General features: G+C 46.8%; 18 protein-coding genes. 4 read left to right on the top strand and 14 right to left on the bottom strand.

Annotated elements, in window-relative coordinates; translation table 11 throughout:
- The first annotated feature begins 50 nt into the window (after positions 1 to 50).
- Positions 51 to 932 carry a helix-turn-helix domain-containing protein gene (locus AB4Z50_RS21905; RefSeq protein ID WP_441882118.1) on the top strand — a complete coding sequence of 294 codons (882 nt, stop codon included), beginning with the start codon at positions 51 to 53 and terminating at the stop codon, positions 930 to 932.
- Between the two features lie 265 nt (positions 933 to 1,197).
- Here the strand turns inward: AB4Z50_RS21905 and AB4Z50_RS21900 are convergent, their stop codons facing one another.
- A complete protein-coding gene (locus tag AB4Z50_RS21900; protein ID WP_441882115.1) occupies positions 1,198 to 2,427 on the bottom strand; it encodes an MFS transporter in 1,230 nt (409 codons plus the stop codon).
- 171 nt (positions 2,428 to 2,598) lie between these two features.
- Here AB4Z50_RS21900 and AB4Z50_RS21895 point away from each other — a divergent pair, with 171 nt between their 5' ends.
- Positions 2,599 to 3,294 carry a GntR family transcriptional regulator gene (locus AB4Z50_RS21895; RefSeq protein WP_430061766.1) on the top strand — a complete coding sequence of 232 codons (696 nt, stop codon included), beginning with the start codon at positions 2,599 to 2,601 and terminating at the stop codon, positions 3,292 to 3,294.
- Between the two features lie 102 nt (positions 3,295 to 3,396).
- Here the strand turns inward: AB4Z50_RS21895 and AB4Z50_RS21890 are convergent, their stop codons facing one another.
- Complete coding sequence (locus AB4Z50_RS21890) at positions 3,397 to 4,380, bottom strand: Gfo/Idh/MocA family protein (protein WP_441882111.1); 984 nt, start codon at positions 4,378 to 4,380, stop codon at positions 3,397 to 3,399.
- Complete coding sequence (locus AB4Z50_RS21885) at positions 4,377 to 5,408, bottom strand: alcohol dehydrogenase catalytic domain-containing protein (protein WP_441882109.1); 1,032 nt, start codon at positions 5,406 to 5,408, stop codon at positions 4,377 to 4,379. The genes AB4Z50_RS21890 and AB4Z50_RS21885 overlap by 4 nt, the downstream gene beginning before the upstream one ends.
- A 162-nt stretch (positions 5,409 to 5,570) precedes the next feature.
- Here AB4Z50_RS21885 and AB4Z50_RS21880 point away from each other — a divergent pair, with 162 nt between their 5' ends.
- Positions 5,571 to 6,461, top strand: a complete 891-nt coding sequence (locus AB4Z50_RS21880) for an AraC family transcriptional regulator (protein ID WP_339208519.1) — start codon at positions 5,571 to 5,573, stop codon at positions 6,459 to 6,461.
- 55 nt (positions 6,462 to 6,516) lie between these two features.
- On the opposite strand, the gene AB4Z50_RS21875 is transcribed toward AB4Z50_RS21880, so the two are convergent.
- The 3 genes from AB4Z50_RS21875 to fabF form a co-directional block, all read right to left on the bottom strand.
- A complete protein-coding gene (locus AB4Z50_RS21875; RefSeq protein WP_441882106.1) occupies positions 6,517 to 7,347 on the bottom strand; it encodes a uroporphyrinogen-III synthase in 831 nt (276 codons plus the stop codon).
- Between the two features lie 96 nt (positions 7,348 to 7,443).
- The gene (locus AB4Z50_RS21870; RefSeq protein WP_441882103.1) at positions 7,444 to 8,523 is read right to left on the bottom strand and encodes an AI-2E family transporter; all 1,080 of its coding nucleotides are present in this window, start codon (positions 8,521 to 8,523) and stop codon (positions 7,444 to 7,446) included.
- A gap of 231 nt (positions 8,524 to 8,754) precedes the next feature.
- The gene (gene fabF, locus AB4Z50_RS21865; protein ID WP_441882100.1) at positions 8,755 to 9,993 is read right to left on the bottom strand and encodes a beta-ketoacyl-ACP synthase II; all 1,239 of its coding nucleotides are present in this window, start codon (positions 9,991 to 9,993) and stop codon (positions 8,755 to 8,757) included.
- 127 nt (positions 9,994 to 10,120) lie between these two features.
- Between fabF and AB4Z50_RS21860 the strand changes: the two genes are divergently transcribed.
- On the top strand, positions 10,121 to 10,963 hold the full coding sequence (locus tag AB4Z50_RS21860; protein WP_076270174.1) for a helix-turn-helix transcriptional regulator: 843 nt from the start codon (positions 10,121 to 10,123) through the stop codon (positions 10,961 to 10,963).
- Here the strand turns inward: AB4Z50_RS21860 and AB4Z50_RS21855 are convergent.
- The 8 genes from AB4Z50_RS21855 to AB4Z50_RS21820 all read right to left on the bottom strand — a co-directional run bounded on the left by AB4Z50_RS21855 (position 10,960) and on the right by AB4Z50_RS21820 (position 18,195).
- The gene (locus tag AB4Z50_RS21855; protein ID WP_441882097.1) at positions 10,960 to 11,565 is read right to left on the bottom strand and encodes an ABC transporter ATP-binding protein; all 606 of its coding nucleotides are present in this window, start codon (positions 11,563 to 11,565) and stop codon (positions 10,960 to 10,962) included. The genes AB4Z50_RS21860 and AB4Z50_RS21855 overlap by 4 nt on opposite strands.
- Positions 11,555 to 12,478, bottom strand: a complete 924-nt coding sequence (locus tag AB4Z50_RS21850) for an oligopeptide/dipeptide ABC transporter ATP-binding protein (RefSeq protein WP_441882094.1) — start codon at positions 12,476 to 12,478, stop codon at positions 11,555 to 11,557. The genes AB4Z50_RS21855 and AB4Z50_RS21850 overlap by 11 nt, the downstream gene beginning before the upstream one ends.
- 45 nt (positions 12,479 to 12,523) lie before the next feature.
- Positions 12,524 to 13,384, bottom strand: coding sequence for an ABC transporter permease (locus AB4Z50_RS21845; RefSeq protein WP_441882091.1), 861 nt, complete (start codon positions 13,382 to 13,384; stop codon positions 12,524 to 12,526).
- Positions 13,381 to 14,376, bottom strand: a complete 996-nt coding sequence (locus AB4Z50_RS21840) for an ABC transporter permease (RefSeq protein WP_441882088.1) — start codon at positions 14,374 to 14,376, stop codon at positions 13,381 to 13,383. The genes AB4Z50_RS21845 and AB4Z50_RS21840 overlap by 4 nt, the downstream gene beginning before the upstream one ends.
- Before the next feature lie 21 nt (positions 14,377 to 14,397).
- Complete coding sequence (locus AB4Z50_RS21835; protein WP_441882209.1) at positions 14,398 to 15,939, bottom strand: ABC transporter substrate-binding protein; 1,542 nt, start codon at positions 15,937 to 15,939, stop codon at positions 14,398 to 14,400.
- A 254-nt stretch (positions 15,940 to 16,193) separates the two neighbouring features.
- A complete protein-coding gene (gene nikR / locus AB4Z50_RS21830; RefSeq protein ID WP_441882085.1) occupies positions 16,194 to 16,643 on the bottom strand; it encodes a nickel-responsive transcriptional regulator NikR in 450 nt (149 codons plus the stop codon).
- Between the two features lie 31 nt (positions 16,644 to 16,674).
- Positions 16,675 to 16,992, bottom strand: coding sequence for a Dabb family protein (locus AB4Z50_RS21825; protein ID WP_083682390.1), 318 nt, complete (start codon positions 16,990 to 16,992; stop codon positions 16,675 to 16,677).
- A 99-nt stretch (positions 16,993 to 17,091) separates the two neighbouring features.
- Positions 17,092 to 18,195, bottom strand: a complete 1,104-nt coding sequence (locus AB4Z50_RS21820; RefSeq protein WP_441882082.1) for a glycoside hydrolase family 172 protein — start codon at positions 18,193 to 18,195, stop codon at positions 17,092 to 17,094.
- Positions 18,196 to 18,252 lie beyond the last annotated feature (57 nt).

Below are 18,252 nucleotides of genomic sequence, written 5' to 3'. Positions count from 1 at the left end.
TGCTTGTTTTTCGATAAAAGTCTCAGATTTTCGGAGGAATGCATTCATTCATGACCTACATACCTGACTATTTGAAAACGTATCCAAATATGAATACCTCTTCTCCCCTCCATATTAGCCTAAACCGTCTTTACCATGGCTTTAGGCCGCATCGCCATGACTTTTTGGAGTTCTCTTATGTTATAGACGGAAGAGGCTCTGAATCGATCAACGATGCAAAACATCAAATGCTGCCCGGCACTTTTACGTTTGTGCTTCCTTATCAGGTGCATGAACTATTTACCGAGCCCGGGAGTACACTTGTTCTTTATAATTGTATGTTTAGCATGGACTTGCTGATGGAGCCTGGACAAGAGGAAGGCCTTATGGACCTCATCGATCAGAATACTCTGCCGCCATCTGTTCAACTTAGGGGTGCTGATAATGAACGAATGAAGCATTTAATAGAAGATATGTTTCGTGAGTACTCGGGGCAGGAGCCTTGGCGCCGAACGATGCTGCAAGTGCGGTTGAAGGAAATATTAGCTTTCTTTGATCGTTATCGCCGCAATATTGCGCCGTCTGCTCCAGCCTCAAGGCTTACTTCCAAATCGAGTGCCTCGGTTTGGCCAATCATTCATTATATTCATCAACATTATCAAGACGAGCTTGCGCTGTCTGACCTTGCAAGCCGCTTTTCACTGAGCATGTCTCGCATAAGTGAAGTAATTAAACAAACGACTGGACAAACATTCGTACATTTCCTGCATGATTTGCGCTTGCGGCATGCCTGCAGCCTGCTTGTTTCTACCGATATGAGCGTCGCTGAAATTGCGCTGGAGGTTGGTTATGGCTCATACAAAACCTTCTCCCGTATTTTCCGTGAAACCAAGGGCGTCGTTCCGAAGGATTACCGTAAAATGAAGCTTGGTCAGGAGCAGCCAGGCAAGTAGCCGAGGCTAATAAACAAACAAGGGCTGCCTAGAGTAGATTAATCTACTTCTAGGACAGCCCTTGCTCTGTTATGTGTTTAATGAAAAATAGACAAAATGAGGAATAAGATAGCTAGCATGACATAAATGACAAGCGAAACGATCATTAAAGTCCGCTTATTCACAGCGTTACTCCCCTCCCAGCACCAATTAGGCTATACACCAACATTGTATGTGGGCGGGGAATGCGCGGAAATTGTCCTAATGAGAAAATCGTCCAATCGGATTATACGGCTGCTTTTGCTTTGCGATCCGATGGCAGCAAAATCGTCAACATGCCGAGCAAAGGCAAATAGGACGTGCAGCGAATGACAAACTCAATACCCATGGAATCTGCCAAATTGCCGAGCACCGCCGAACCAATGCCCCCGAGACCAAACGCCATTCCGAAAAATACACCTGATACGAGGCCAACCCGCCCAGGCAGCAATTCGTTCGCATAAACTAAAATAACGGAAAACGCCGAGGCCAAGATTAAACCGGCAAAAAAGATTAAAATAACGGAAAATGTTAAATTAGCATAAGGAAGCAGCAGCGCAAATGGTGCAGTTCCTAGGATCGAGAACCAGATCAAGCTGCGACGGCTGAACTTATCTGCGAGCACCCCGCCGAGAAGCAAGCCAATAACATTCGCTGCAAGAAAGACAAACAATACGATTTGAGCATGACTGACAGAGAGTCCAAAATGCTCGATGGCATAAAACGAGTAATAGCTGCTGATCGCAGAAATATAGACGTTTTTGGAAAATACAAGAATCATTAAAATCGTTATGGCAAATACAACTTTACCGGAGGACACATTAAGTTTGGAAACCGGCTTTGCCGCTTGCTTCGTACTCTTTCTTGGCTCAAGAGCGAGCTGCTTGCCGTACCATTTGGCTACATTAAATTGAATGACAATTCCAATCGTAACGACCAGAGCAAACCAGATCACACCGCGCTGACCTGTGTGCACGAACAGAACAGCAGTCATGATTGGTGCAAGCGATTGTCCAATATTTCCGCCAAATTGAAAGATCGACTGCCCTGTACCTTTTTTCGTCCCAGCCGCCAAATAGGAAACCCGCGCAGAAGCTGGATGGAAAACGGCTGAACCAATTCCAATTAACATAACAGCGACCATGACCATCCAGAACTGCGAAGCATACGAAAGAGCAGCAACGCCCCCCATTGTGAACAGCATGCCAATAGGCAGCAGCATCGGCTTCGGATGCGAATCAGATAAAATGCCGACAACAGGCTGCAGCAGCGCTGCAGTTAAATTAATCATCAAAGAGATCAATCCAATTTGAGCAAAGCTCAGTGAAAGCGAGTCCTTCAAAATAGGAAATAATGCCGGTACGACCGATTGAATCGTGTCATTAATCAAATGCACGAAGCTAATGGCAAACAACAGTGGGTATATCGTTTTTAAAGCGGACGGTGATGTTGCGATTGAAGCTTGAGTACTAGACATACAGTTTTCTCCTTACTCCAAATAGAATGTAATATGTAATATATCGCATATTATATTTCCTTAAGCAAATAAAAGCAATAAATTCCTTTTTAAAATTTTTGGCATTTGCTTCAATGAATGATCCTGCGATATATTATATATTGTCGAAACTGTTATCCTATCACTTTCATAATGAAACCAAAAAATAAAGGAGGATCCCCTCTGCCTATTCCAACTGATTATTCAACACCCGTTAGACTATCCGCCAAGGAGCGTACCTTAAGCCAGCTGCAAAAATGGATTATCGACGGCACGCTTCAGCCCGGTGAGAAGCTTAACGATTCAGAGCTTGCCGAGGCACTTGGCGTCAGCCGCACACCGATTAGGGAAGCCTTTCAATTGCTTGAGGTTCAAGGACTCATTCAAATGTTTCCTGGAAAAGAGACGCGAGTCACGACGCTAGCCAAGGAAGATATCCTTAAGCTGTATGCGCCCCTTACAGCCCTTCAAGCATTAGCAGCTGAGCTTGCTGCCGACAATATTCAACCAGAGCATATTGAACAGCTGCGTGCTATTAATGCCAGCTTTAATGAAAAAGTTAGTGAAGAGCAGCTCTATGAAGCGATGGAATATGATGAAGAGTTTCATGAAACGATACTGCAAATTGCCAATAATCAGCATATACTCACCTTCTGCTCCTCGCTTCAATTACATATAAGAAGATACAAATATATTTTCTTCAAACGTCCGAGCTGGGAGACCCATACGGCTGCAGCGGATCATGAGTACATCATCCAAGCGCTTGAAGCACGTAATGGTGAAGAAGCCTCACGTTTGATGAAGCTTAATTTAAATAGGCCTCTTGAGCATCTGGACAAAATTCTTTGAGCGATCCGTACCACATCTGATGATAACCAAAAAAGTGATTAAGCCGACCAGTAAGTCGCTTAATCACTTTTTTTAGTTAAACCGATCCTTCCATAGCATGCTCTACGTCTGAATCCGTTGCCCCGTCTGGAATGATTCAATCGCTGCATGGGCTAGCTGAAGCGCTCTGCGCCCCGCCGCAGCGTGAATTGGCGGTGCTTCACCCGCACGAAATGCACCGAGCAAATGTTCAAAATGTTTGTCGAACGTAAGATGGAATTCTCGCTCCTTATCATTGAAGTAACCCGCTTGCCATACTTCGGCTGTTTCGCTGCCCGAGCGTTGAAACGTAAATTTCTTCACTGTATCTTCAATGGTCACTCTGCCCTTTAAGCCATTAAGCTCCATCGCATGAGTCTGTGCGTATGCATACGAGGAGTCATAAGATCCGAGCAGTGTTCCTACTGCGCCGGATTGAAATTGCAGTGCTAATGCCATGGTAGAGAAACCGTTTCCGGTTTTATCTGTCATTTGTGCCATCACCGATGCAATCGGGCCGCATAAATGCTCAAGCATATCAAATCCGTGACACTGGGTTTCGATTAAGTTGCCGTGCGGATGATCACTTGTTCCTTCACCGCCAAATCGCCAAGAAGCGAATATAAGCTCTCCTAACTGTCCCGTATCCATCGCTTCTTTAGCCTTCTGAACAGCTGTCGCATAGCGGTGATTAAAATTAATCGCAAAAAACAGCTCCCGCTTCGCTGCTTCCGCAAGCAATAAATCAGCTTCCCCTAGATCAAATACGAGCGGCTTTTCCACCAATAATGGAACACCTGCTTGAATAACCTGCAAGGTCGCATCAAAATGTCCTTGATTCGGCAAGCATAAGCTGACGAGGTCAGGCCGTTCCGTCTCCAGCATCTCCGCGATGCTCGTATAGGCATTTGTCCCAAACTCATCTGCTCTTGCCCTGGTTCGGTCAGCATCTCGTCCAACAACGGCACAAAAATCAACATCCTTACGCGCATTAAAAATACGAGCATGGTGGTATCCCCAGCCACCAGCCCCGATTAAGGCAACCTTCACTCGCCCCTCACTGCTCATTGCTCAATGACCACCTTTCCCGTATCCCCTTTGAAAAACAACTCAAATGCTTCTTGCATCGATTGTGGTCCAAAACGGTGCGTGATGATTTGACTTAAGTATGGCAGGTGTTCACCCATCAAACGATGATTAGCCTCTAGCTCGCTAAACGGAAAATACTCACTGCCAAGCACGGCTCTCTCTGTTGCTATCAAATCGGAGGATACTTGCAAATTTAGCTGCTCGCCATGACCAATGCATACGAGTACACCGCGATGATTCAGTGCATGCAAAGCTGCTTCGCGAGCTGTTGTTCTACCGCTCGTATCGAATGCTGCATCTATACGGCCCAAGCCTGCGGCTGCCAATCCCGCTTCAAGTGTTGTTTCCCCCAAATGGATCGGAATAGCACCCATTCTCTCTGCGAGTTCTAAACGATACGGTGTAAAATCCATAATGAATACAGGCAGCTCTTTGCCCAGCAGCAGCTTCGCCATCGCCAGCACCGCTAGACCAATCGGACCTGCTCCGGCAATAAGGATGGATTCGATATCACCATGCACAAGCTGCGCTCTGCGAATCGCATGACCGCCTGTCCCCATGATATCAAGCAATATCGTTGCTTCTGCCAACGGAATGGCAGCATCCACAGCAAAAAACACATTTTCGTTCACGACCATATAAGGCCCGTAACCGCCATCATGAGAGAAGCCATAATCTGCACGCTTGCTTAAGCATTGGTTCGTGTACCCTCGCTTGCAGCTGCGGCATTGCCCGCAAAAATCCATTAAGAAAACAACGCCATGTGTACCTAGATCCGTTTTGGTATTTGTGCCTGCTGCGACAACGATGCCTGCTGCCTCATGACCAGGCGTCGCTTCAGAACCGCTGTAGAACTGTCCACGCTCTGAACCGCATAAAGCGTTTGCTTTGACCTGGAGCAGCAGCTGGCCTGGTCCAGGGGCAGGCACCGGTTTCTCGATATAGTCAATTTTCCCGTTTCCCAAAAATCTTGGTGCACTCATCACGTCAGGTATCATTAAGCTCATTCGTATACCCCTCCATTTTCATGTCATTATCCTCGATAGTTTCTATTGCTTACCTCTATAATAAAGCTAATAATAAAGGTAATCATGTAAAAAACATCGAAATAACTTGTCAAAAACAATGATAATGATCTCACTAATCGTATGAATTGGAGGCAATTAGGAATGAATACGCAGCTGCATAACTGGAATGACCATCCCGTGCTGCCGTTTATACGGCTTTGCTATCGCTTTAAAGAAACGTCATTTTTTCAAGGTGAACGGCGTCTGCTCGATTATTTGTTTTTATATATGGAAGAAGGCCGTTATTTGCTTACGGTTGAGGGGGTTGAATATGAGCTGCTACCTGGCGACTTTGCACTTATTCAGCCTGGAATGCTCTTCACAACGAGAGGATATGGGAGCTGCGTAGTACCAAACACTCATCTTGATTTTTTTTATAATCCGAACCGAGAAAGGAGCTTTGTAACGACGCCCGGTCAGACGAACTTGGAGCCGTATTCGGATTTGAAGCAGCCGCAATTAAACGAATTTCCAAACCTGCAGCTGCCCGTCAAGCTGAAGCCGCGACATCCGGAATCGTTCAAAAAGCTGCTGAACCAAATGATTGAGCATTTTAGCCACAACGACATCCAAAACGTGCTTCATGCTCAAAAGCTGGCAATGGAGCTCCTCCTTCTATTAATCGGCGACTTTGAGACGACAGGCTCATTGGCATTCGAGGATCAGCAGTTCGTAACGAAGATGAAAGCCTTTATTTCCTTTCACCTATCTGGAACAATCACGGTGGAGTCGATGGCGAAGCATGCGGGATATTCCGAATCCCATTTCAATGTTATTTTTCATCACTATTTTGGAGCAACGCCCCATCAGTTTCTCGTTCATTTACGTTTGGAGAAAGCAAGCGAGCTGTTAGCCACAACCGGACTTAAGCTCGATTTAATTGCGGAGTATTGCGGATTCGCCAACGCCTCGCATTTCTCGAAAGCGTTCAAGAAAAGTTATGGCCTATCACCAAGGCATTTCAGAAATGCACAAGAAAAATCCTTTTCATAAAATAAAGGCAGTCTAAAACACCATTTACGTGTTTGAGACTGCCTCTTCAATATATTTATACTTCCTTGCCTTCAGTACGCTCATAATAACGTCCAATTTCGATGACTAATGCGCCCATTCGCTCCAGCTCAGGAACGATGATTCTTTCCACGCCGTACTCCTTCAATGCTGCAGCCGTTACTTTACCGACTGCGGCAGCCACGATGTGCTGATTAAAGATGTTCAACAAAAGCTCCTTGCGGTCCGATTCGATTGCATGCTTGAACAAATAGTGCACCTGCACCGCAGTCGTAAAGCAGACCGTATCGACTGTGCTGGCAGAAAGCTCGCTAAGCAGCAGCTCGACTGTAGCAGCATCCGGTGGAACATGCTTATAGGGCAGCACCGCTTCTACTTGCGAAGCACCCTTATTTTCGAGAAAACGTACTAGTTTTGGAGCTGGCTCACCATGAAGCTGTATCCACACCCTTTGCCCTTCAAAATCAAAGGCTTCGAGGTTTTCTATGAGTCCATCCATCGTTCCATCATCCGTGCTAACGATCGCTTTCAGGTCTGAACGTTTAAGAAATGCGGACGTTTTGTAGCCTCTTGTCGCGATTTTCGCCTCTGCCAGTCTACCAAGCACCGCTTGTTTAATGCCGATGCTGTCGGCTGTGTTGACGATCTGATCCGATCCCATGCCTGTGGTCAAAATAACCCAATCCGCGCCCTGCTCAGCGAAGTTTCGCAATGGCTCTTCCAACAGCGCTTCATCAAACATCGTCAAGCCTTGAAGCGAACGAACAATTGGAATGCCGCCTTGTTTTTCAATAACCATGCACATCTCATCCGTTTTCCGAGATCCAGCAATTACGATTTGTTTCCCTTGCAATGCGTTTATTCCCATCGTTATCAAGCCACCGTACTTTCGGTAAATTTGCCTTAGCCGACGTCATTATAACAGAAGATGCCAAAATACGCACCCATTATGTGACAATCTCAGTTAAGCATTTTCCCATTTCTGCTTGAAGAACAGCTCGTAAACTTTGCTATAAACGATTTTCAAAATCATATACACCGGAATAATAAGTAGTATGCCTAAAATTCCTGCAATATCTCCGCCCATGAGCACCAAGATGATCGTCGTCATTGGATGAATATCAAGCTGCTTCCCAAAAACATAGGGCGATATAAGATTATCCTGAATTTGCTGCGCTACTGTAATAATGACAATAGACCAGATCGCGATTGACGGCGCTTCAATGAAGCCAATGATGACAATCGGGATGGAAGATAAAAAGGACCCGATAAACGGAATAAAGTTTAAGATAACGGCCACTACGGTCAGCAGCATCGCATAAGGCAAATCAATAATTAAAAAACCTACATACATGAGAACGCCGAGTGCTACATTCACGATAACTCTGCCAACGATAAAGCTGCTGAGCATATGATCGATATCGTCCATGACTTCTTTACCGTGGATACGGAACCTTTTGGGTATAAAGCTTACAATTTGTTTACCAAACTTCCCGCCTTCCTTCAGCATATAGAACAGTAGAATCGGGAACGTTATGAGCACAATCGCGAAATTTGAGAAAAAAGAAAAGAGCCCGGTCAAATATTCTGTAAATACTGTAAAGCCTTTGTTCAAATACTCCGTAAGCTTAGATAACAGATTCGAATCCTGCGGCAAAAAGGACGATAAAAACCCATTATGCTCAAGCTCTGCTACTTGCTCGCTTAAAGTAGTAAACAAAGCGGGTGCATTTTCAACCAAATTATTGAGCTGTGTACGCAAGGAAGGCCATACCAAGATGCTGAAGCCAACCATCATAATGGCGAAAATCAAATAAATAAGCAAAATTGCGAGCGTACGATTAACCTTATGCCGCTCCATCACATTGACGAGCGGGCGCAGCAAATAATAGAAAAAGCCTGCCAGCATGAGCGGAACGATAATCATACTGAATAAGGAAAGCACAGGTTTAAATATAAATGAAACGCGCGACCCCAAATAAATAATAATTAATACCAAAATAATCGTGAAACACCATCTAAAAAATCGATTATGTCTGGCCATACCCGCACCTTCTTCTCTTTTTAACTGATCTTGTCATCCATAGGTTACATAACCTTTACCCTTCCTCTCATGAATTGAATCGTTTGGAGTACTGGTCATTTCTCCCTTCTGCCCGCAAAAATGCTCGGATTTATAACAAAATAAAAAAAGCTGGGTCAACGGCAGTAATCCGCCGACCCAGCTTCTTGCTTCATTCTTGGAATTAAGAAAATTCACTTCATTACATCATGTTTAAGCCTGAAATTTCTTCAAAATAATTACGGCATTATGACCGCCGAAGCCGAAGGAATTGGACATCGCTATATTAATCTCAGCTTCGCGCGCAATGTTCGGCACATAATCGAGATCACAAATTGGATCTGGTTGTTCTTGATTGATCGTTGGCGGAATTATCCCCTCCTGCATGCTCTTCACGAGTGCGATAGCCTCTACTCCGCCAGCTGCACCAAGCATATGACCTGTCATCGATTTGTTAGCTGTCACCGGAATTTGATACGCGAGGTCACCAAACAGCTTCTTAATGGCTGCCGTTTCGGAACGGTCGCCGATTTCCGTACTGGTGGCATGTGCGCTTATTAAATCAATCTGATTAGGCTCCAAGTCAGCTTCTCGCAGCGCATGCTTCATCGCCTGATAAGCACCAATACCCTCGGGATGAGTCGCGACCATATGATACGCATCCGAGCTGGCGCCATAGCCGATAACCTCCGCATGAATGCGGGCTCCTCTGCGCTGCGCATGTGACAATGATTCGAGTATGAGAATGCCAGCTCCTTCGGCCATAACAAAGCCGTCGCGCCCTGCATCAAAGGGTCTGCTTGCCGAAGCTGGCGCTTCGTTCCGCGTTGATACCGATGTTGCATTGCCGAAGCTCGCGAGTGAAATATCCGTAACTGCCGCTTCCGTTCCTCCTGCAATAACGACATCTGCGCTGCCTGATCGAATAAGCCGCCAAGCCTCACCAATTGCCGTATTCCCGATCGAGCATGCGGTAACGGGCGCCATCGACGGCCCCTGCGTGCCGAACCGAATACTGATCATCGCCGCTGCCATATTCGCAATCATCATCGGAACAAGCGTTGGACTAACACGATCTGGCCCTCGATCATGCAGCACCTCAGCTTGGTCAAGCAGTGTCTGTATGCCGCCGATGCCAGAGCCTACATAAACGCCAACACGTTCCCGATCTGTCTCTTCAACCTTGAGTGCTGCATCCTCCAGCGCTTGTTCAGCAGCTGCTATCGCAAACTGGCTAAACCGATCCATTCGACGGACTTCTTTTTTCCCAAATAAAGCTTCTCCATCAAAATCTCTTACGACACCTGCAATTTTCGATTTATGTTTGCTTACATCAAATGTATCAATCGTGGAAATACCAGATTGTCCATGCACCAATCCATCCCAAAAATGCTCCACGCTGTTCCCTAGCGGCGAGATGACACCCATCCCCGTAATGACGACACGTTCCATCTTATTTCCTCCTTCACAAAATCCTTTATGGGTAGTAGTTTGTCATACTCTTTATCCTATTACAAGTTGTTGTTTATTATAGTATAATGAGTACTACTATAAACAGAGTACGGAGATGGAAACCATGATTAATCGAGAGACGAGACTACAAGCATTATCATCCTTTCTAAAATCAAAGCGTGCCAAAATCATGCCGGAGGACGTTGGTTTCCCTATTGGAACACGGCGGAGAACACCTGGTTTACGACGTGAGGAGGTCGCTCAGCTTGCTGGCGTCAGCACAACTTGGTATACCTGGCTAGAACAAGGCAGAGATATTCAAGTATCGGCGTCTGTTCTGGATTGTGTTGCGGCGGCTCTGCAGTTAAATGACGATGAACGGGAATACTTGTACGCCCTCGCCCTCGGTTCCGGTTATAGCGCGCTGCCTATTAATGAGGAGCAGACAGAAATTACGCCCTCTTTAAAAAGAATTTTAAAGGAGCTCCGCTTCTGTCCAACTATTATATCGGATCGGCGCTGCCAAATCGTCGGTTGGAACGAGGCCGCCTCGCATGTGTTTATGGACTTTGACCAAATTCCAGCTGAACAGCGAAATATGATTGAGTTATTGTTCACAAGGAAAGAATTCCGCAGGCTAGCGGGAAATTGGGAGCATTTTGTAGGAGGATTTCTAGCTATCTTTCGCGCCTATTACGGTCAATATGTGCAGGATGATTGGTATGAGCGGTTTATTGATGAAATGAAGCGAAGCCATCCGGAGTTTCAATATCTTTGGGAGCAAAGCCAGGTCAGCTCTGCTCCAGATGTATTGCTGGAATTTCGACATGCACGAGTCGGAAAGATGTTGTATCATCTGACCTCATTTCAAGTAAAGGGAAATACCGATCTTCGGTGCAGCGTCTATACGCCCGCACCTGAAACATCAACCGAAGCTAAGCTGCGCAGACTAATGGGCGGACAAGATTAGCACTGGCCCTTGAATGAAATGGTTCGATTGCAAATTTTATTTACAAGCGCATGATCATGACTAATGATGAGCAAGCCCATTTGACGAGCACGGACAATTTCAAGCATCTTATGCCATATTTGCGCCTGCGTAATCGCATCAAGCATCGTCGTCATTTCATCTGCGATGAGAAATTTGGTATCTGGTCCGAGAGCTCTCGCAATACAGCAGCGCTGGAGCTCTCCGCCTGACAGCTCATTTGGATAACGACGCAACCACTGCTCCTTAATGCCTAACGCTTCAAGCAGCGCAGCATCTGGGGACCAACCTTCAGTCATTGTTTTTGCCATCCGCCATCTTGGATTAACCGCGCGCTCTGGATGCTGAAAAATCATTTGGACAGGATCAGAGCCTTTATTACTCTTGCTCCGCCCATCAACCGACACTTCTCCTGCAATAGGGTTCAAATAACCAGCCAATAACCGGCCTAACGACGTTTTTCCGCTGCCGCTAGGTCCAATCAGGCCGACGACCTCTCCTGACTGTATCGAAATGTTAAAATCTTTAAACAACCAAGGACCGTCCGCATAACGCCAGCCGAGATTCCTTCCATCAAGTCGCATGAACACACCTCACCATTCCACTTCGAAGGCTGCGAGCCGCCGGCCTGATGTCAACACATCGTTCTGTAGCCAAGCTGCAGCGTTCAGCAAAGAGACAGCCTGAAATCGTAGAACTCCTTGCAGGCTGCGTCCCGGCCAGCGGTTCGAAACCATTTTGAGGAAGCGCACGCCACAAGGCGCGGCTGTATGGATGCCTAAGCTGCTCACCATTTCCTTGGAAATCTTTGGCCGAAGCGACCTCAACAGCGGTTCCCGCATAAAATATAGCGACCTTATCTGCAATTCGTAGAGCTGCTTCAATGTCATGTGTAATAAACAACACGGCACAGCCGCCTTCAGCGAGCTGCTTGAAGTGACCGAGCGCCTCTGCAACATCATCCGGATGCATGCCTGGCGTAGGCTCATCTGCGATGATCAGCCTTGTTCTTTCCAGCGCTGCCGTAGAGACAAGCACTTTACGAGCCATGCCTCCTGAGAGCTGAAATGGAAACAGCCTTTCCACATGTGCTCCAAGCTGAAGCCGCGCAAATAACCCTCTCCGTTCCTGAAGCTGCTCAGCGCCATCTTCGCGCGTGCGCAGCTGCTTGCCTACTCGCATTAACGGATTAAGGAAGCTTACCGATTGCGGTACTAAGGCAATTTCCTTACCGCGGTAGCGCTTAAGCTTAGCTTCATTCAGCACTTCTCCGCCGTATGAGATGCTTCCGGTCATCACAACATTTTTAGGCAAAATGCCCATAATCGCATGAGCGAGCAGGCTTTTTCCCGATCCGCTCGCTCCAACGACGGCTACGATTTCACCTTCATTTATCGCGAAATCCAGCTCATCAATAATCGAAACCTGTTCCTGCGAGCTGCCTTTCACATAGTGCATAAAGGAAATGGATAGTTTATTCACCTCCAGCAGCGGCATATGGGCACCTCCCTCCATATTGATCAATATTGCCTTCCTTTAGCGTCATAGCTGAGCATTCCGCGGGTCAATGAGCAGCCGCAAATGGTTGCCTAGCTTATCAAACGCGCGTACAGTCAGCAGCAATCCGAGTCCCGGAAATAACGCAAGCCACCACATTCCCGTCGATAAGTAACGCATGGATTCAGAAAGGATAATTCCTATTGCGGGCTGATGCGGTGACATGCCAAGGCCAAGGAAGGTTATCGCCGCTTCATGCAGCACAGCATGTGGGAACAACAGCAGAAAACCAACCAACAACTGCGGAAATAAATGCGGTGATAAGTGCCTCGCAGCAACAGACAAACGTGATCTTCCGAGCTTCCTCGCAACTAGCACATATTCCGCTGACATGAGCTGCATCGCCTCCGCGCGAATCACTCGAGCAAGGCTTGGCCAATGCGTCAACATGATGCCGATGGCTACCCCTTTAAGGCCGCCCCCGCAAACAAAAGCTATCAATATAAGCAATACGAGATGAGGTACGCTTAGAAAAACATCAATAAGCCAGGAAATAATGCGATCAGCTGTCTTCCCAAGCGTTGCCGCCATCAATCCCATCATCGCTGCAATAAATACACTGGAAATCGAACCGAGCAGCCCAACTTGAATGCTAAGTGCCAGTCCCTTTACGGTGCGGGAAAGCATATCCCTCCCCAGCCAATCGGTTCCGAACAAATGAGTTAGCGAGGGAGGCAAGTTCCGATTATTCAGCTGAACTGAAAGTCCCGATGAATCAAGAAGCCAGCTACCTATGCCGATGCTTACAAGCAGAAGCGCTGCACCTATTGCCGATATAAGCATTCGTCGCCGTTCGTTTGAACGCTTCCGAGCAGCTGGTTTCTGTAAAATCGTAAGCTGATTCATCCTTGCGCCTCCTTCCCGTACCTCAGCCTTGGATCAACCATACGGTAAAAATAATCAGCTATCGCATTGCCAGTGAATACAAAGATCGTACTGCATAAGACAAGCCCCATAAGCAGCGGCACATCACCGCGAAGACCCGCTTCTACCGTCGCTTGACCGAGTCCCGGATAAGAAAACACCTGCTCTGCAAGAACAGCTCCACCGAACAATTCGCCAAATGAAGCAAACTGCAGCGTAATCGCAGGCAATGCAATGTTGCGAAGACCATGTCTAAGAAACAAACTCACACCATATTCACCTCGTGCTCTGGCAAACAAATAATAATCGCTTTCCATCACATCAATCAGCTTCTGGCGTGTATGGAGTGCAATCGGTGCGATGCCCACGACACTCAGAGTAATACCTGGCAAAATCATATGACGAATATAATCGGCAGCCGTTACGCTCCCTGCCAATACCCCAGCAGGAACACCAAGCCCTACTGGCAGCCAGCCGAGCCATACAGCAAATACCATCATAAGCAGCAGGCCGATCCAAAAGGCAGGCGTCGAAGCCAGCGTATAACAATAGCTTTTGATCAACCGATCCAACCATGAATCCTTCTTTATAGCTGCGGCCACGCCAGCGGCAAACCCAATAATGCCTGACAGCGTCCATGCGAATGCCATGAGCAGTACCGAGTGCAAGAAACGATCCGCAATCACCTTCGTTACAGCCTCTCTGTATATCATTGAGGTGCCCATATCTCCTTGCAGCAGAGCAGACGCCCATTTTATAAATCGTTCAGCGAATGGTCGATCAAGTCCCCAATAAGCAGCAATCTGCTCCCTTTGCTCTGCACCGACACGCATGACATCTGCTCCAATATACGATTGCACGGGATCAATCGGCGATAAAGCAACAAGCGCAAAAGTAATGATGCTGACCGATGCAAGCAGCGCAATTAATCGGATAAACTTTTTCCCTACAAAAACAATAACCCCCTGTAGCATGCTGACAACCTCTCCCGCCCGTTACTCTTCCCAGCGCCAGCTCTCAATATTGTCCGTTACAGGCCATCCGTGACCATGCGGCTGAATACGCTGCTTTCCGATATTAAGCTTGTCCTTCACGAGAAACAAATGATCAATATTTACGAGCCATGCCCATGGAGCATCGCCTTTTGCACTCAGTCCCGTTTGTCCATCCCATTGCGCTTTTTTCCAATAGGCCTGTGCTTCTTCCTCCGTACGTGCGTCCAATGCTTGTTCAAACAGCTGATCCACGGTCTGGTTGCTGTAATAACCCGTATTGTAATAGTCAACGCCACCAAATGTGCTGCTGTATAGATTGTACATTTCGAGCGGGTCATGACTTCCCCAGCCTAGCAGCATAGCATTCGAATGCATCAGCTTCTCAAGCTCGTCCCAGCTTTTACCTTCAACTAAAATGTGAATGCCGGCAGCTTTCACCATTTCCGCCGCAGCCAGCGCTAACGATTGCCGTGTAACGTCACCTGAAGGATACAGAAGTGTAAACTGTGCTTTTAACATCCCTTTTTCGACGATACCATCACCATCGCTGTCCACCCAGCCTCCATCCGCTAATATTTTTGCGGCTGCAGCAGCATCATTATCCTTGACCTTCGTCTCATCATTCCACCATGGAAGACCATCATTCGCTGTATAGGCAGGTGAGCCATGTCCGTCCAAAATGCCATCGACCAGCTGCTGACGATCAATTACTGTATTGATAGCCAGGCGTATTGCTTTATCTGCGGTTACATCATTTCCAATGGGATAACCTTCTTCCGTTTTGCCGCCAGCTTTGACATAGGGGAATGCTATTCCGCGGTTATCTACTGTTTTTACTGCTTCAATCCGCATGCCAGCAACCTTTTGTTTGCTAAACGTGGACGGTATATAAGCAAGATCAACGCTTCCAGCCTTTGCCGCCGCGAATGCGCCGTCTTCATTTAAAAATAAGAAAGTCAGCTTCTGAAAATACGGCTTGTCTCCGTAATAGTTTGCGTTTGCCTTTACGATTAGCTGCTGTCCGCGATCCCATTGTACGAATGTAAACGGACCTGAGCCGATCGGGTTTTCCGCATAACTGCTCGAATAAGCATGTTTAGGTACAATACCTGTCGTTATAAGATAATAAACAAATGTCGATTGCGGTTTCTTTAAATGAAACACAACTTCGTTATTTCCTGCTTCTACGTTTGCTAAATTAGTGAGATCAATCGCAGCTCCATTGCTGGCAGCTGTATCGAATGTAAACTTCACATCCTCTGAGGTTAACGGCTTTCCGTCGGAGAATACGACATCCTCCCGCAGCTTGACCGTCCACGACTTGCCATCCTCGCTTACGTGATAGTCAGCAGCCAAATCCTTCACAATATTCAAATCATCATCTCGTTTAAGCAGTGTACTTTGGAACAGCGGAGAGCCGTACCGTCCCCAGCCCTTAATCGGATCAAAACCGGTGTCCGGCTCTGATCCTACCGCAACAATTAGCTCATCTGTTTTGGCAGTAGTGTCTGCCGGCTTCACGCCGCTGCATCCTGTGATGATGAATACAACAATGATTGCATAAGTGATAGCTGAAACGATAGTTTTCAACCCAACCCCTCCTGTGGCGTTACATTAAGTAACACGATTATGTGATAGTGTAACACGACTTTGATAGAGTTTCATCCTTTTTCTTCAAAATTCGCTCAAAAAACGCCAGAAAAAAAAGAGGACCTAACATCGACAGCGTCGACATGTTAGAAATCCTCTTAATTGTACAATCCTATTAATAGATTCAAATATAACAGCTTCCGATCTCAAGTATGAGTATGCTCTTTGGCAGAATCATGTTTATCCGCATAAGTAACGGAGAGCTCGGCATAAATGACGCCCTTCTGTGCTTGAATCTGCTGATGCAGCGACCGCAGGCGCGACAGCTGTCCTCTCACGACGATGACCTCCAAGCATTGATCATGGTTTAAGTGGACATGCATGTTGGAAATAATATCGTGATGAAAGCGATGCTGCACCTCCATCAGAACAACGGGTAAATCACTGACATGGTGATCATATACGAGAACAATTGTACCTGCAACCTGCTCCTGACCGTTCATTCGGGTTGGCTCAAGCAAGGCTCGCCTAACCAAATCACGAATGGCTTCCGATCGATTATGATAGCCAAGTTCGTCTGTATATCGATCAAATTGATCAATCAGCGGTGCCGGAAAGGACACGCCAAACCGAACCAGCTCTTCCTTTTCAGCCATATGCTCACCCTGCCTGCTTCAGATTCGACATCTAGTTGATCGGTTTATTCAAGATAGGATAATCAACAACGATTACGTTATCAAGCAGCCCGTCCAGCAAACCTACAAAATGCTGATGTGCAGGATGTGGACCGTAGTCGAGCAAAGACTGCTGATCCTTAAAGGTAACTCGCAAGCCCAGTGTGTAACCTTGAATATTATCCGTTTCTGTCGTTGCATTACAGCCTGCAGTCAATTCAATGATGCCTGGAACTTCTGTTTGCAAGGAATAAAGAGCGCTCAGCAGCTCTTGTTCTTTGGTGCTAGAAAGCTTCTCTTTAAACTTAAATGATACGAGATGCTCGTACATATTCGAATAACTCCTTTCTTTTGTAAAATACGACGTTCTCCCTATCATATCATGGACTTCTATTCTATTGTTATCACGAATGTATTCACTGCCTTATGCTTACCTCGGCCATCGCTCATTAGCCGGGGGCAGCTGAGGAAATGGGGCATGCGGCTCCATCTGATACCAATAGGCTACGGATGAAATGTCGTCGGAGCGTTCGAACAGCTTCGTATGGTCGTGACCGATTTGCTGAATCGTCACACGCAGATCATTTTCAAATCGAATCGGATCGGGCAGATGCCAGCGGTACATGCCGTGCATGGATACATTATGACCATACCAAGGGTCGACCTCCGTCGTTTCCTTGTAAAACTTATAGCCCAAATACGCCGTGGAATACGATTCGGGTTCATTTGTCCGTGTATTGCTGAAGCACCATGCGCCTCCCACATAATCCTCCGTGCCCGTTCCACAAATCGTAGGCCAATCTTGATCGCCATCCATATAAAATTTGATCTCGCCTTCTCCCCACCAGTTCCGCTCGAGTGCGGCCCATGCAAGGTATGTGCCGATATATTGTCCTGCACCTTTGACATTATCCAGAATCGTATAGTCTTTGCCTATTTCCGTCACTTTCTCACGGCGCCACTGCGCGTGAAAATACGCTGCATTCTCTGGCAGCTCATCAACGAGCGAATAATTAAACGTATAGAAAAAACCATCTATGTTAGCAGCATGCTGATTTACAATCGTGATTTTCGCCGATTTCCGGAACGGCATTGGAATATAACAGTTCATGCCGCCCGTCGGAACGACAGCAATTGGAAGGGAATGAACGTTGGTTCGCACACCGAAGCCATTGCAGAAAAAATCACCGAGCGGAACGTCCACCGATGGGCTCGTCTCATCATCCCAGTACATGCGCAGAATAAGATCACGAAGCACGTATTGTGCCGCATGCCCTCTGCCTGTTTTGTCCGCGACAGTAATCCAGAAATGTTGAATTACTCCCGTCCCTTGAATATGGGCAAGCGTCACTTCTTCACCTTGACCCAGTGTTATGGCAGGCCTGCCTTTTCTTCCAATGCCCAAGTTGCTCGCTTCTTTACCGCCTTGCCCCTTCTCACCATTCACATTTTCTGCTGAAATGGATCGGGTACGCGCATTCGTGACGAGCGGAGCGGAGGATAAACCAAATCCTAGTCCGTGCTGCTGCAGCATAGTCCATCACCTCATGTATCAATTATTGTTTATTATCGAGCCTATTATATAATGATA

Origin of the sequence: Paenibacillus sp. 2TAB26 (assembly GCF_052115145.1) — a bacterium.
Classification (GTDB): domain Bacteria; phylum Bacillota; class Bacilli; order Paenibacillales; family Paenibacillaceae; genus Pristimantibacillus.
This window is presented reverse-complemented; position numbering and strand designations above follow the sequence as displayed.